The sequence below is a fragment of the Sphingomonas sp. 77B genome, assembly GCF_056497825.1.
Window position 1 is genome coordinate 701,831 of sequence record NZ_JBWMBY010000001.1, and the last position, 15,222, is coordinate 717,052.

Genomic DNA, 15,222 nt, shown 5'->3' on the forward strand with positions numbered 1-15,222 from the left:
TATAGGGCACCACCTCCATTTTAATAGTTCGGTATTCTTGAACTGTTGAAGCGTCATCCCATTTACCGCCTGCCGACAGCGCACGATGGCGTGATCGCGGGCCAGCATTTTGGGAGACTATGTATGTCGATTCAGGGCAGGACAGCGCTTGTCACCGGCGGATCGCGCGGCATCGGCTCGGCCATCGCCAAGCGGCTGGCGGCGGATGGCGCGACTGTGGCAATTACTTATGCTGGCAACAAAGCCGCCGCCGACGCTACCGTGTCAGCGATCGAGAGTGCGGGCGGCACCGCCTTCGCCTTCCAGGCAAACGCCGCCGATCCCGCCTCGCAGCGGGCGGGTGTCGAACAGGCCGCCGCCGCTTTGGGCGGGATCGACATCCTGGTCCACAATGCCGGCGTGGCCGAATTCTCTTCGATCGCCGAGGATACCGACGAGACGTACGATCGTCAGTTCGGCGTCAATGTGAAGGGCCTGCACGTCGGCACCCGCGCAGCGCTGCCGCATCTGCGCGACGGCGGCCGGATCATCCTGATTGGCAGCATCTCGGGCGAAATGGCCTTCCCCGCGACCACCGTCTACAGCGCGACTAAAGCGGCGGTCGCGGCGTTGGCCCGGGGCTGGGCCAAGGACCTCGCCCCGCGCAATATCCTGGTCAACACCGTGCAGCCGGGGCCGATCAACACCGACATGAACCCCGCCGACAGCGAATTCGCCGGACAGGTGCTGCAGGCGATCCCGCTCGGCCGCTATGGCAAGGTCGAGGAGATCGCGGGCGCGGTCGCGTTCTTGGCCGGGCCGGATGCAAGCTACATCACCGGTACGACTCTCAACATCGATGGCGGTGCAACAGCTTGAGAGCGGTGGTCGCCCAGCCTCGATAGTTGGGACCCGCTGAAGCACGGGCGAGTATGACGCGGACGCCTGTACCCGATACTCGCCCGTCCCTCGCGGTGATGACCGAGGTCATGGGATTTCGACACGCGCCCCTGTCATTGCGACGGCGGGCCGCGTCGAAATCATATCCAAGCCCCCTCCCCCGTGGCATGTGGCGGACACGTACGGCGTGCGCCTCGTTTATAGGCGACATTGCCTGCAAAAGCCGGAGCGCGTCCCATCTTCAATGTCGTCTTTGCCGTACCGACGCTGATCGTCCTGGCGCGCTGGCTCTGGCCCTTGCCGTTGCCGCTCTGGGCCAAGATTCCCACAGGCATCCTGATGCTTGCGGCGTCGCAGTTCCATTTCTGGAGTCGATTGTCGTCGGGCTCGGTCTTCGCGCCCGAGTTCCCGCGTCTGGTCGTGATCCTCTTCAACTGGGCGTTCGGCGCGCTGCTTCTGCTTGCATTGCTCCAACTGGTGATCGACGTGGGAGCACTGTTGACCGTGGTGGTGCGGCGGGAGGCGATCCGGGAACCAGACGCGCTGCGCTACACCATTGCCGGCTTGGCCGCGGTGCTGGCCGGGATCGGGGTCGCCAACGCGCTGCGCGTTCCGCCGATCAAGGACGTGACGGTGGCGATCCGCGACCTTCCGCCATCCTTCGACGGATATCGGGTCGTCCAACTTACCGACTTGCATATCAGCCGCCTCTTCACGTCCCGTTGGGCGCAGGCAGTCGTCGATCGAACCAATGCGTCCGGCGCGGACCTGATCGTGGTGACCGGCGACTTCATCGACGGGTCGGTCGAAATGCGTCGCCATGATATCGCGCCACTGCGGCAGCTGCGTGCACCAGACGGAGTCTACGCAATCCCAGGCAACCACGAATATTTCTTCGATTACGGCGCCTGGATGCGTCACCTCTCGGGCATGGGTTTCCGCATGTTGCCTAATGCGCATGCGGCGATCGAACGCGGCGGCGACGAGTTGATCGTCGCCGGTGTCACCGACCTGTCGGCACCGAGCGTCGGCGAGCCCGGGCCCGACCTTGCCCTCGCGCTGAGAGGTGCACCCGCCAAGGCGCCGATCCTTCTTCTCGACCATCAACCCGGAAAGGCACGCGATGCCGCCGCACGCGGTGTCGCGCTTCAACTGTCCGGACACACCCATGGCGGCATGATCGCCGGGCTCGACCGGATCGTCGCGCAGGCCAATGCCGGGTTCGTGTCGGGACAGTACGAAGTCGGCGGCATGACGCTCTACGTCAGCAACGGCACCGGCCTGTGGCCCGGCTTCGCGCTCCGGTTGGGCGTGCCGTCCGAAATCACGCGGTTCACGTTGCGGCCGATGAGATAAGTTTGCAGGATTGGGCATTAATATCGGGAAGACAGGATTCCTGACCTATTTCTTCCGCGCACTAAGTCATTGATTTCGCGTCGCCGCGCAGCCCGTCTGTCAGCGAGTTGCGCAGCGAGGGGTACAATAGGGGGTACAAAGGCGCAAGTCGGTAGCCCTACGTGGGCGCCGCAGGCATCGTTAATTGGCCTCGCTATCCCGTGCCCTATGCGGCTGGCCATCAGTCTGGCCGCTGCCAGCGGCCGCCAAGGCACAGTCGCCTGTCAAAGCTTAAGCAAACTTGCCGCCAACTGGTCAGTTTTCTCGCACAAATCCACCGCGTCTGTTACGCAGTTTGATTTCTTCAGAGCTTGAAGCAATGCTCCCGATGCCATCGTAAGAATTGCGGATGCGGCTGCTCTCCAACCCGCGTCGGCACGATCGCCTGCCCGCTCGTGTTAATGATCGATCGGATGCTGTCCGGATCGTTGGCCTGTCGGGAAACTAGGATGTGCATGTCGTCGCTTAGGCCGATGAGGCCGCGGTCGAACATCCAGTGCGCCGTACCGGACAGCGCCAGGCCGTTACTGAGGATGTCCGGTCCATTGGCCTCGACTGGCCGGATGTGTGCCGCTTCTACCTCCGCGCGGCCGCCGCCGTTGATCAGCTTCAGGCCAGTGACGGCGCAGCGCTCGTCATATGCCCGCAGGACGATCCGCCGGAAGACGCGGTCGCGAACCACGCGCGATACCAGCATGTCGACTCGCTCGCGAACTTCGTCGAAGCCGAACGGCGTGCGCTCTTCGCGGACGACGGACGCCGTTTCCTCGATTCCGATGCGAGGCAGTAGCGGATCCGACTCGGCCAGTCCGGCCTCGACGATGCGGTTGAAGTCAGACGGCGACAGGCCGCGGACGGCAGCCTGGGCACGGCCGGAGATGCGGCCGGCCTCGTTGAGCACACCCTGCTCGATCACCGCGCCGTCAGCATCGGCGAACGGGACCGGGCTCGCAAAATCGAGATAGCTGCCGGGCTCGATCAGGGCGAGATACATGCCCGGCGCGCTGGGATCGGGGACGATGCGTTCCACCCGCGCCACAGCGAAATACCCGCGCGTGTTCGGCACTTTGCGCGGTTCGTAATAGACGATCCAGTCGCCGATGCAGGCGCGGGCACGGCTGAGATATTGGGGCGGGAACTGGTACCGCTCGGCCGGCGTGTCGTCGTAAATCGAATCCGAGCGGTGGATAAAAACGCCAAAAGCCATGGAGATCCTTTATCGGCCCGCCGGACCCGCATTCAGCAGGTCATCGAGGAATTCCGAGCCCGGCGCCACGCCGGACAGCATCAGCCGGTCCCGCCCGCGGGTCGCCGCAACATACAGAAGGTGCCGCTCCGCATCCTGGATCGCTTCCAGATCGGCAAGGTCACCAATGCCGGTCAGTCGCTCGGCATCGGGCAACACATCCTCGTCCAGCGCCATTACTGCGACCGCGCGAAACTCCAGGCCCTTGGCGTCGTGCATCGCAATAACGGGTGCGGCCACGCCCGCTGCCTTCGCCGCAGCCCGGCCCCGCGCCAGTTGCGCTTCACCGCGGACTAGGATCGCCAGTTCGTCTTCTGCCATCCCCTCGGCCACGAGCCCCGACAGCCAAGCCGCCACCGCACCTGTTTCCGCATCAGAGTCGTCGAACAGCTGTACGATTGGCTCCGGCCCATCGAACACCGAGACGGTGCCGCGCCGGCTTTCCTCGATACCATCCTGATCCGCGATGTCCGGGGCGAGCAGACGATCGGCCGCGCGGCGGATCTGGTGCGAGGTGCGGTAGCAGACTTTGAGCACCTGCGCCCGGCCGCGTACGTCGAGGCCCAGCTTTGCCCAGGAGAAGGGCAGATGGAAGATGCGCTGGCCCAGATCGCCGGTGAAGAACAGCGCATCGGCGCTGCCCGCCTGCCCTACAGCCGCCAGAAAGCGCGCCTGCGCAACCGACAAATCTTGCGCCTCGTCCACCACTACATGGGTGAAAGGCAGCGCGCCGCCCTCGGCGACCCAGCGGGTCAGCCGGACATAGACATCGGCGGTCGTCACGACGCCGCGCGCTGCCAGCCGATCGCGAACGTAGGCGAACACCGCCCAGGCGCTTTCGCGCTGCTTCGGGCCCAGCCGGGTCCGGCGGCCGATCCGGGGAACCGCGGCATAGGCTTCGGCGTCGTGCAGCCCCCAGGCGTCGACCAGCTCGTCCCATTCCTCGTACAGGAACGCCGGGCCGTGCCCGCTGCCATGCCCGGCATCGACCGCCGCCTTAATCGCGGCGCGGACCTGGCTCGCGGTCGCCAGGTTCGGCTGCTGGCCGAAGGCGTTGGTGTACAGCTCGTACGCCGCCTGATCGATCGCGCACACAGACAGCCGCTGGCGCAGCGCCGGGCGCGCCTCTGTCATCAGCGCGGCCTTGTCGGCGAGGCTGGCGGCTAGCGGCTTCGAGAAGGTGGTGAGCAGCACCCGTGCCTCGGCCGGCTCGGCCAGATGCACCGCGCGGTGCAGGGCGACGATCGTCTTGCCGGTACCCGCCGAGCCGGAGACCCGTGCCGGCCCCTTCCAGTCGCGCGTCACCGGCGCCCGCTGCGCCGGATGAAGGAACACCGCCCATTGCGCGAAAGGCGCATCGAGCGCGGCCTTGAGCTCCTCAAGCCCGTCCACCGCGCGGAAGCGCCGCTGCGCGTCCGGATGCGCGAAGGGATCGGCGCCCGGCAGCGCCCGCATCGCGACATGGTCCTGCAGCCGCCCGCCGGTGGCATGGTCGAGCAGCGCCTCTGCCGCTTCGTCCGGCAGCGCGGCGAACAGGCCGTCGACGCTCGCCTCGTCCGCTGCGCGCACCGCCTCCAGCCAGTCGCGCGGCACGCCGACGTTGAGTAGATCGTCGTCGGAGAGCATGGCGAAGGGGCGATGCGCCGCGGCGGGCGCAGGAGCGGCATCGTCAGCCCTCTCGGTGTAAACGAGACGCTCTTCGGCGCGCTCGACAATTTCGACCAGCTGCATCGCCCCGGTGCGTTCATGCGGCACCAGCCGCCGCCGCTCGGCCCAGCGATAGGCATCGTCATGATGCCCCACCCAGGCGAGCAGCGTCCGCTCGCCTTCCTTGTGCAGGACGACGCGGATGTCCTGGCTGACGCGGGCGGTCCAAAAGCCGGGGGCGGCCTCCACACGGTGCAATTGCAGCCCGTTGCCGCCTTCGTCCTGCGCAAGGTCGAAGGCGGTGATCTTCACCTGCTTCTGCTCGGCAGCGGTCAGGCGATCGAGTGCTTTTGTGAAGGTGGATGCATAGAGAAGCATTTACAACCGCGCCACAATGCAGTCGATGCGCCTCTTTCCAAAATTCATTCTGCGCTGCAAATCGCGCTCATACTTCCTGGAGAGCTTCTTTCCATAAGTAATACGCCGCTTCAAAGATTTCATACTTGGTGAAACAAGTTGATATAGCTCTGCAGCTTTACACGAAAAATACTTGTTTATAACGGCGGGGTGACCCGCTAGGCAGTCCGAACTCTTGAGGTGACCGTCTTTTGCGTTACAGTCAGAGCAAATTGCACAAGTGCGAAACCTCATGTATCGAATAGCCGATTTCACAAAATATTCAATGACTATTTGAGTGTCTCGGTGCGACAAATTTAGAGAATTGATGTAGTCTCGAAAGTAATCCAATACGTGATCGTGATGGTAGCCGTGACCTTCATCAAGCGCAGCGTTGCAGCTGAAGCATCTTTTTCCTTCTAAATACGGGATTTTTCTGCCGAAAGGAATGGCGCTCATTCTTTAAACCCCCACCACCTTCATCACCTCGTCCCCGAGGTGGTTGATCACCTTCACCGCGACACGCCCGCCCTTCGGCCGTGGGAAGGGCCGCGAGCGGGTGCGCTTCAGGCTTTCCCAGGAGTCGCTATCGATCTCCGCCTTCAGCGTGGTCTTCAGCGCCTTGTAGGGATCGTTGGCGCCCGGGAAATAAGCGTGGCGGACGAAGAAGCTCTCGTAGTTATAGTCCGTGTCGATGAACCAAACGGCGATGTCGTCCGGGTCGCTCGCGACGATCTCGCCGCCCTTGTACATGTCGACGCCGGCCAGCTCGATGCTGATGCAGCCATCGCCCTCGTCGTGCACCTGGATGTCCGGCTCGCCAAACACGGTGAACAGGTTGCCGGCGCCGGTATTGGCGAGGTCCGGCATGTGCAGGTCCGGGTTGATCCGCGCCTGCAGCACGGTGAGCGCGCCCATCCGGTCGAACTCGCTGGCATGGGCGTCGAAGTTGAACGAGACGGCGATCAGCAAGTCGAAACCCGCCTCCATCGCCTCGCGCGCAGCGGCGGTGAGGTCGGCGCGGGAGACGGTGCCATATTCGGGGCCGACCAGGATGGCGGCGCGGCGCGTGGGGCTGTCGGCCAGCGTATCGCCTTCGCCTTCGCTCGCCTGGCGCACCGCGCCCTCGGCGCAGACGAACTTGCCCGGCCAGGGCTTGAGCGAGGAGAAGACCAGCCGATCGGCCTTGTGCGCCTGCTGCACGCCAGAGCGCTTGAGGTTCTCCAGCACCATCTCTGCGAAGTCGGCGCTTTCCGCCGCGGCGGCGTTCTTCTGGCGGCGGCCCTCGGCAGCCTCCAGCTCGTCGAACAGGCTGTCGTCGATGTCGACGGCGGGCACGCGGTGCGGCGACAGGCTCTCGACCGTGAACGGCCCGGCGACGCGCACGCGGCCCTTGTCCTCATAGGGCTGGTCGTAGAGATATTCGGTCTCCGCCTTGGCGGCGATCGAGGCGTCGATCTCCTTCTGGCGGCCGATGCGTAGCGCCCACCACGTGGCGTGGAGTCCTGCCGCCGTGGCCGGGGGCGTGCCCGGCCGAAGGCGAGCCGCAGAGGTGGCGTGGGCCTGTTCCCACGCTTCTGCGAGCGTGAACGGCAGGCTGCCGACGATAGCATTGGAGGCTGGAGCTGCGTTCTGCTGCTCGCTCAGTTCACGCGGGATTTCCCACTCCTTCCAGCTGGTGCCAAGCGCGGCGTTGATCGCTTCGCGCAGCGGCTCCAGTTTTTCCTGCCAAGCGGCCCAGATCGTGTCTATCTCGACGTTGTTAGCGATCGACTTCAGCGTGATGTGCGGCACGCGCTTGTAGACGAAGCCCTGGCGGATGCGGCCATAGGTGGGTGTGTCGCGCGGCACGCTGCGGGTGACCTCCGCCTCCTTCAGCTGCCCGTCACGGCTGTCGGCGAGCAGATACCAGGGATAGCGCGCGCCCATGATCCGCGCACGGGCCAGCGCCAGCGCGACACGGCTGGTGTCGATGGTGATCCAGCGGCGGCCCCATTGCTCGGCGACATAGGCGGTGGTGCCCGATCCGCAGGTGGGGTCGAGTACGAGATCGCCGGGGTCTGTGGTCATTAGGATGCAGCGACCGACAACCCGCGAATTAGTTTCGACGACATACCGTTTTTCGGATGCATCAAATCCCCAACGCAAATCAGTCCAGACATTGTTGATGTCCATCACAGGGTAATCGGACAGCGTGCGGAGGTATGACACGGATGTTTTACGAGGAATGATGCGCCCCGCCTTCCCGAGCCGGGTGAGGCCATCGACGCTTGTTTTCCAATACTGAGATTTGTTCGGCGTGTATGTTACCCCCTGATATTCGAACGGATCGGACCCAGGGGGGCGCTGAGACGTGGTGGCGCTAGGACGGAACAGCTTGGCTCCTTCTGGGAGATCGCCTTTCAATTCAGACGGGGACGCAGGGCGGGTCTGACCGTCTGCGAGCAACACCGACCGATACTCGCCGCCACCGCTCTCGAAGTCTTTGTCGAGATACAATTGCCTGTATTTCACTGATTGGATCGAGCGAGCATACCAGAGAATGTAATCCGAGATTGGGGCAAGGTGTTCAGAGGTGGCCCCTGCTGTCTTTGCCACCATAATCTGCCCGCAGAAGTTCTCGTCCCCAAACACCTCGTCCATCAGCGCTCGCACGCGGTGCACATTCTCGTCGCCGATCTGGACGAAGATGCTGCCGCTTTCGGTCAGCAGGTCGCGCGCCACGGTTAGCCGGTCGCGGAGGTAGGTGAGATAGCTGTGGATGCCGTCCGCCCAGGTGTCGCGGAACGCTTTCACCTGTTCGGGCTCGCGGCTGAAATGATCGGCTTTGCCGTCCTTCACGTCGCGGCTGGTGGTGCTCCACTGGAAGTTTGAGTTGAATTTGATGCCATAGGGCGGATCGATATAGATGCACTGCACCTGGCCCTTCAGCCCTTCGCGCTCGGCCAGGCTTGCCGTCACCTTCAACCCGTCGCCCAGGATCATCCGGTTCGACCAGTGCTGGTCATGTTCGTAGAATTCAGTGCGCTGGTCCGGCTCGATGCCGTTGAAATCGGCGAACAGGTCCGGCGCCGCCTCGGGCTCGCGACGGCGTTCGCTTGCGCGCTTCAGGTCCTCGATGAGCGCCTTGGGGTGGATCTTCTCCTGGATGTAGAGCGGCGGCGCCTCGACGATCAGATCGGACCAGTCCGCCACATCCTTGCCGCGCCACACCAGCTGCGGGTCAAGATCCGGATTGCGCCGTTCATAGGCGGCGCGGATCGGCGTCTTCACCGCGGGCGGGACGAACGCCTCCAGCTCCGCCGTCGGCGCATTCTTGCGCGACGCCTCGTTGTGAGTGAGCGTGTCGACGGTAAGCGACTTCTTAGCCATTAGGCGATCTCTCTTTTCAAAACTCTCAGCGCATCGAGCTGCTTCTTCAGCTCGATGCGATCGGTCCGGGTTTCACGGTGAAGCAGGCGCGATGGTTCGAGGATCGATGCCACTGCCTCACCAGCCCGATTAATCGTGTCCCGGTGATCGCCAGGCAGCGCGTTGAGAAAACCGTCGATCCGACGAATCGCCGTTCCTCCCTCCGCGGCGCCCGAACCTTCGAGAAACAGGTACTTGTCCAACGTGCGCTCCGCCAACAACGCGGGGCAGCCGAATTCAGACATGACATTGCGAAGCTGTCGCAGCGCATCGTCCCACCCGCGCATCGCCAGAGCTGCGTAAAACCGCTCCATTTTGGCGAGGCCGCTTTCGGCGGGCGTCCCCACCACCGCTTTCGCCGCATAACGGTCATACATGGTCCAGCCACGCGGCCAGACGAACCAACTGACCTTACTGGCAGCGGACGCTGGAGTATCAGCTTTTAGATCGGCGTGCCGCTCAAGCGCCAGTGACAACCTGATCGCGCGTTCAGAGATAGCCATATCGCTGCCTTGGCCCGAATGCAGGATGAGCTGCGCGAAAACGTCCTCGGCACCTTTCGCGATGGTTCGATTCACCAAATAGGTTTCGCCGATATCGCGCACCCAGCCGGCATTGAGCGCCTGTCTGCCTGCAAGCTCCGCGACATAATACGAATCGCAATTCAGCCACCACTGATAGGCGAGCGCGAATGAATAGTGCGCAGCCGCACTCATGCCGCCACGCCATCCAGCCATGCCTCAACCTTCGCTGCGAACTCGGTGGCAATGGTCCAAACGTCAGTGAACTCGGCGAAGCCCCAGCGGCCATGTTCGCCCAGCGCGTTGACGCCCGGCACCCAAAGCGTGCGCATCGTTTCGGCCTTGTCCTTGTCGTCCTCATCGCGCGCGCCCTTAATCTCGACGACCAGGTTGAGCGGGTCCTCCGGTCCATGACCGTCGTTGATACGCAAGATGAAGTCCGGGCGATATCGGCGCGCCTCGCCACCAGCGCTGTAGGGCACCTCGAAGCCGAGATTGTGGTTCTTCACCCAGGCGAGCACGCGGATATGCTGATCGGCAACGCGGCAGAACTCCGCCTCCCAATCGCTGTCGATCACCGCATAGTTGATATGACATCGCTCGCTGGTCGCATACCGATCCTTGCTCGTCATGAAGCTGACGTGGCGGGTGCTGCCCTCGCGATTATAGGGATCGAGCATAGCAATTACGCGACCACCGCCCTCCTGCCCGCGCGTAATCGCCGACATGAGGCGGTCGGCGACGCGGTCAGCAATGTTGTAATAGAGCAGCTTCGCGGGCTGTGTGCCGCCCGCCAGCACGAGGTGGTCGGTCATCCATTGTCGGACGATCGACTTAGCCTGCAGGATCAGACCAATATTCGGTCGATCCCCAGCATTGGTCATCCTGCGCTTCACCAACCATTCCGCAAGCTTGAGGTGGATCGTCGCGGCGCGGGTATCAGCCAGGTGGGCGATGGTCAGGTCAGCAGATTCGCCGATGATGCCGGAATTGATCGTCTCGGTCGCGCCGACTAACTCGGGCGTGAGTTCCAGCGTCGAATCATCGGTGAAACTGGCAGTCAGCTTTTCACTGGGTAGTTCGGTGCGATACCCTTCAACGCGTGGATAGCGGATTTCAGATGCGTCGCGCGCCGGGCTGATCGCATGGACACGTTCCATATTCTCTGGCGGCGAGGGCTTCGACACGACCGGCTGGGCGGTGAAGTCGAAGGGAATGCCGAGCACGTCGGCATATTCTACTTGGAACTTACCCGCGTCCGGTCCCTCTGTTTGGAGCTGATAGGATTGGCGCCGTAGAGCACGACCGATAACCTGTTCACACAGCAGCTGGGTACCGAAGGCCCGGATGCCGAGCACATGAGTGACGGTATTAGCGTCCCAGCCTTCGGTCAGCATCGACACCGAAACCACGCAGCGGATGCCTTCGCCGAGCTGCCCCTTTCGGCCAACGGTGTTCATCACCTCGCGAAGGATGGCGGCGTCATCGACCTTTTCAGCTGCGGCACGGTCACCAGTGCGCTGGATCAATTCGTCCTTGAAGCGGGCTATCTCCTCGCTGGCGGCATCGCGAAAATCGGTGCTGATCGCCTCGCCGCTTTCCAATTGCTGGCTGTCGATCAACAACGTGCGCATACGGGGCAGCGCGGACCCTTCTGGATCAAAATTCCAGAACAACGGGCATTTGCCCTTGATCGCGGTCACATTACCGTCCGCATCCTCGATCGTGTAACCCGCGATATAATCGTGGACTAGTTTCGAGGTCGCCGTGTTGTTGCATACCACGATGAAGACCGGGTCGACACCGACACCAGCTTCCTTCCAGATCGCATATGTTTTGGCATAGTGACCGTAGAGTGCGTCGATTGCGGTCAACAGCTCATTGGGCAGCTTCTGCGGATCCAGGCCCTTTGCGTTGCCGCGTCCCTTCTTCGGCAGGTGCTTCCCGACATGGTCCCACAGGTTGCGAAACATCGGCGTATCGCCGCCAGGAACATTATCCATCACCGGTACGCGTGGCAGTTTAACGATCCCGCACTCGATTGCGTCCATTAGGCTAAAGTCGGATATCACCCAGCCGAAGAGCGACCCCTCGCGATAGCCCGAGCCGCGCAGGAAGAAGGGTGTTGCGGACAGGTCATAAACCATCGACACGCCCAGTTCGCGCTTCACCGCCTCGATGCCTGAAATCCAAAGGCGCGCGGCTTCATTGGCTTCCTTGGCGGCAACGAGCTCGTCGCCCTTCAGCAACTTTTGCTCTTCCGCCGTTAGCGGACGTTCGCGATAGCAGTGATGCGCTTCGTCATTGAGGACGACGATGTTTTTGAGACCCATCAACTCGCCCGCGACACGGCGGATCATCGCGCCGTCGCTTTCGGGCTTCGGACGGGTACGCAGCGCGGCCTGCTGGACCTTATTAAGCGGCACCTCGTCCTTCTTTTTAAAGGCGTGATAGTTGGTAATCACGATCTTGGCACGGCCAAGGTCAAGCAGCATGTCCTCGGGTACAATCTCGCGATTTCTGTAATAGCTATCTGGATCATTGGGCTGGAGAACGCGCAGGCGGTCCTTGATCGTTATGCCCGGCGCGACGACCAGAAACCCTTTCGAGAAGCGCTTCGCATTAGGGTGGCGGACGGCGTTTAACGTCTGCCACGCGATCAGCATCGCCATCACCGTCGTCTTGCCAGCGCCGGTGGCGAGCTTCAGCGCCATGCGCATCAACTCTGGATTTGATGAGAGGTTAGCGGCTTCCAGATGGGTCCAAAAACGTCGGCCTTGGGAGGATGATCGAGGCGCGACCTCGGTCAGCCAGATCACCGTTTCCACTGCCTCGACTTGACAGAAAAAAGGGCGCTGATTGGCAAAATCATGCGCTCGCCAGTGGCGGAGGAGACGTGCAGTCGTAGGCGTGACTTGCCACTGACTCTCGTGCAGCTTGCGCCAGCTATCCACCGCCGAGCGAATACCGTTGATTACTTCAGTAGGATTATACTCCTGGCCGCTCTCGTCTGAGAGTAAATCCGGTTGAACGGCTCTACCGCGTACCGTTCGCGCCTTGGGAATAGGCGAGATCAGCGCGCTTTGCCGACGACGCGGCACAATGACGCTGGTCGGCTGACCGCTATCATCCAATTCCCAATGTTTACTTGGTTCGTCGTACGGCGAATTGAGGATCGGCGATTGAAAAAAAATGTCACTCATTTCGCCGTCACCCGTATCGCTTTTCGGTATGCCCCGTGATCACTCTTGCATGGTTCCACTTGCGGGCCGGCGTCAAGGTCTTGACGCCACAAACCAATAGGTCGAGCGATCATCAGCGCGAGCTTAATTATTTGGCATCGTCAGATCGGGTTCCGATCTCCATGCTGCAAGGCCTGTCTACCCCATCTAAGAGTCCGTTAGAGAATAGATCAGGCGCATGCAGCCCGGTCGTAGATGACAGTTCGGTTCGTGGCGGAGGGTGGGAGAGCCACCACGTCGCGCCATTGGCGGTCGAAACCGGGTAAGGCCTCGAAAACCTTCATAGCTGTGTCGAAGCCGAGCAATTCTTCGTGTATGGTGCGTATCTGCTCACCGTCGGCTGCCCCCGTCACGACGTCGCAGCAGACAAGATCGGTCGTAAGTTCGTCGAGCTTATAGGCTACGATCGCGCGCACCTCGTCCAAGGACACGGCATCAGTTTCTTTGGCCGTGATGATAGCAAAGCCGTTATCGGTAGTGAAAATTTCGGGCGTCTGCATGGCATATCCGTTCAAGGAGCGAGCCGCCGGAACAGGTTGCTGCCATGGCAAAATGGATCATCACCTCCGGCACGTCGAGGCGCTTCTAATTGTCGCGGACAAGCCTCAACCAGCGCGTCATCCAGCCTAGAAGGCCGACTCATAATTGGAGCTTTGCAATACGTTAGGTCATTCGCGTGATGGATGCGATGACGAGCCATGCGCTCGACGACGCAGCGCCGTGGCAGCACCTCGAACCCAGAGACCTCGTCCAACCGCCGGATGATCTCGGCGGTGAAGTCGCGCATAGCGGCCGCATCCAGCAGCTTGGTACGATCGTGGGTTTCATCGCCGACCAGGTGCTTGAGCCACAGTCAGCGACGCAGGATGGACGCCTTAAATGGTTTTGATCACCCGCATCGTTGACGATGGCGCAGGCGGCGTCGCGATCATCTTCGACACCGCCGCGCCCGATACGGTGCTGCGCGAGATCGTTGCGGCGGTAAGTACTTACGGCACGACGCCGGGGGCGGCGATCAAGGCGTTCATGCCGCGAAGCGTTGTAGCGTTGTCGACCAGTGAACAGGGTAAGGTGCTGATGGTGCCGCGCTCTTCATTAGGTCAGGACTGGCTTAATTTGGCAATGTTTTGCGACTAATAGATAGAGTGATTGAGGAAATGTCATGCATTGTGAATGACTCAACGTTCGACACCCGCGGCATCTTTCTACCCTCCTAATGTCATACTTTGTTTGATACCGCCGGAGCCCGGGTTGGGCGGCTGTTTCTGGGACAAAGCCGTCGTTCGCAAGACGCACGGCGAACGACGGCTTCCGGCAGAAGCTGTCATTCCCGGAGCTTCCGCGATGCTGTTCAGTTTCGCATGATCGCTCGCTGCTGGCCTAACGCTTTGCGTGTTCGCTTCAACTCATCCTGAAGCGGCGGCGCACCGGTCGTTTCAGCTTCGAACTTCTCCTACCACCGCCAGATGGATTGGCGCGCCCAGCGTCGCGAACAATCTAATCTCCGCCACCAACAGAACGCGATCACCGACCCTGAGTGTGCGGAGCGTCAACCCATGCAGTTCTTCCGAATCATGCGGTGTCTCGGCGCGCCCCCCGATGAACTCAAAAGCCTCAGGTCCGGCCTCGTGCAGGATGATATGGCGCAGAAAGGGAATGAAATGGTGCAGTCCGTAGCGAGATACGGCCAAAGCATGCCCGATCTTCGCGATCATCCTGACAAAGGCGAACACGTCCATCTGGTTCGTGGTGAAATTCGTGATGCCGTGCTTCGCCATCTTGTCATGGTCGAGGTTGATTGCCGTCGACCAAGGCGGCGGGTTTCCCGTCGAAACGTGACCGGGCGGCCTGAGCGCGCCCGGAAGATCGAAGCGCGGGATCATCCACATCACCGGATAGTCATCGATCGGCACCATGACCTTGTTACCCTCGATCCGGTTCACGTTGAACAGCGGCAATTCCTGAGGCCGCTTCTTCGTTCGGGACCGAAGCTGAAGATACTCCCTGACGGCCCGGAAACCGCCGCGCATGATCAGGGCCTCGTTACGGCCAGTGATTTGCTCGCAATCCCGGCAGCTCGCCTCAGGCAGAACATAGTTCCCATTGATCGAAAGTGGCACGATATGCTCATCATGGAGCTTTCCACCCTCCGCCGTGTAGGTCGACGCGCCGCAATAAACGCACAGTCCCGCTGGCGCGGATCGGACCTCGGGTCGCATCGGGAACGGGTCGAACGTAACCCAGGTCTCGGCGTCGCGATCCCAGCGCGCTAGTCCATCTGGCCCGAACCGATCAGCCAGGGGCATGGCTCTCGTGACCTCCTACCTGTCCTCTACCGTGCATGCCTCACCTTCCGCTCGTCACGTTTCATGCGCTCAGGCGTCGTCGGCCAGCATAATCGACGCGTCTAGCCTTACCGATCAAAATCTCCGACCCGCACAAAGCGCTCTCAAGCATCGAGACTTTATCTCTCCACTTGCCGTGA

At 61.9% G+C, this 15,222-nt stretch carries 10 protein-coding genes and 1 pseudogene; 3 read left to right on the forward strand and 8 right to left on the reverse strand.

What is annotated here, in order from left to right; genetic code table 11:
* The first annotated feature begins 123 nt into the window (after nt 1-123).
* Entirely contained in the window at nt 124-858 is a 735-nt protein-coding gene (locus tag AC1GI4_RS03265) for a 3-oxoacyl-ACP reductase family protein (RefSeq protein ID WP_479628533.1), read from the forward strand.
* Nucleotides 859-1,089: 231 nt separating this feature from the next.
* Nucleotides 1,090-2,235 carry a metallophosphoesterase gene (locus AC1GI4_RS03270; protein ID WP_479628534.1) on the forward strand — a complete coding sequence of 382 codons (1,146 nt, stop codon included), beginning with the start codon at nt 1,090-1,092 and terminating at the stop codon, nt 2,233-2,235.
* Nucleotides 2,236-2,578: 343 nt separating this feature from the next.
* Here the strand turns inward: AC1GI4_RS03270 and AC1GI4_RS03275 are convergent, their stop codons facing one another.
* The 7 genes and pseudogenes from AC1GI4_RS03275 to AC1GI4_RS03305 form a co-directional block, all read right to left on the reverse strand.
* Nucleotides 2,579-3,481, reverse strand: a complete 903-nt coding sequence (locus tag AC1GI4_RS03275) for an HNH endonuclease (RefSeq protein WP_479628535.1) — start codon at nt 3,479-3,481, stop codon at nt 2,579-2,581.
* A 9-nt stretch (nt 3,482-3,490) separates the two neighbouring features.
* On the reverse strand, nt 3,491-5,545 hold the full coding sequence (locus AC1GI4_RS03280; protein WP_479628536.1) for a 3'-5' exonuclease: 2,055 nt from the start codon (nt 5,543-5,545) through the stop codon (nt 3,491-3,493).
* Between the two features lie 480 nt (nt 5,546-6,025).
* Nucleotides 6,026-8,935 (reverse strand): site-specific DNA-methyltransferase, encoded by a 2,910-nt coding sequence (locus tag AC1GI4_RS03285; protein ID WP_479628537.1) that lies wholly within the window; start codon nt 8,933-8,935, stop codon nt 6,026-6,028.
* Nucleotides 8,935-9,711, reverse strand: coding sequence for a hypothetical protein (locus AC1GI4_RS03290; RefSeq protein WP_479628538.1), 777 nt, complete (start codon nt 9,709-9,711; stop codon nt 8,935-8,937). Before AC1GI4_RS03290 ends, AC1GI4_RS03285 begins: the two co-directional genes overlap by 1 nt.
* Nucleotides 9,687-12,698: a BPTD_3080 family restriction endonuclease gene (locus tag AC1GI4_RS03295; protein ID WP_479628539.1), complete on the reverse strand. Its 3,012-nt coding sequence runs from the start codon at nt 12,696-12,698 to the stop codon at nt 9,687-9,689. The genes AC1GI4_RS03290 and AC1GI4_RS03295 overlap by 25 nt, the downstream gene beginning before the upstream one ends.
* 209 nt (nt 12,699-12,907) lie before the next feature.
* Nucleotides 12,908-13,237 (reverse strand): hypothetical protein, encoded by a 330-nt coding sequence (locus AC1GI4_RS03300; RefSeq protein ID WP_479628540.1) that lies wholly within the window; start codon nt 13,235-13,237, stop codon nt 12,908-12,910.
* 200 nt (nt 13,238-13,437) lie between these two features.
* Nucleotides 13,438-13,587, reverse strand: a pseudogene (locus AC1GI4_RS03305) (IS5/IS1182 family transposase); the annotation flags it as partial.
* A gap of 29 nt (nt 13,588-13,616) precedes the next feature.
* On the opposite strand from AC1GI4_RS03305, the gene AC1GI4_RS03310 reads away from it, so the two are divergent.
* On the forward strand, nt 13,617-13,874 hold the full coding sequence (locus tag AC1GI4_RS03310; protein ID WP_479628541.1) for a hypothetical protein: 258 nt from the start codon (nt 13,617-13,619) through the stop codon (nt 13,872-13,874).
* A gap of 299 nt (nt 13,875-14,173) precedes the next feature.
* On the opposite strand, the gene AC1GI4_RS03315 is transcribed toward AC1GI4_RS03310, so the two are convergent.
* Complete coding sequence (locus tag AC1GI4_RS03315) at nt 14,174-15,043, reverse strand: hypothetical protein (RefSeq protein ID WP_479628542.1); 870 nt, start codon at nt 15,041-15,043, stop codon at nt 14,174-14,176.
* Nucleotides 15,044-15,222 lie beyond the last annotated feature (179 nt).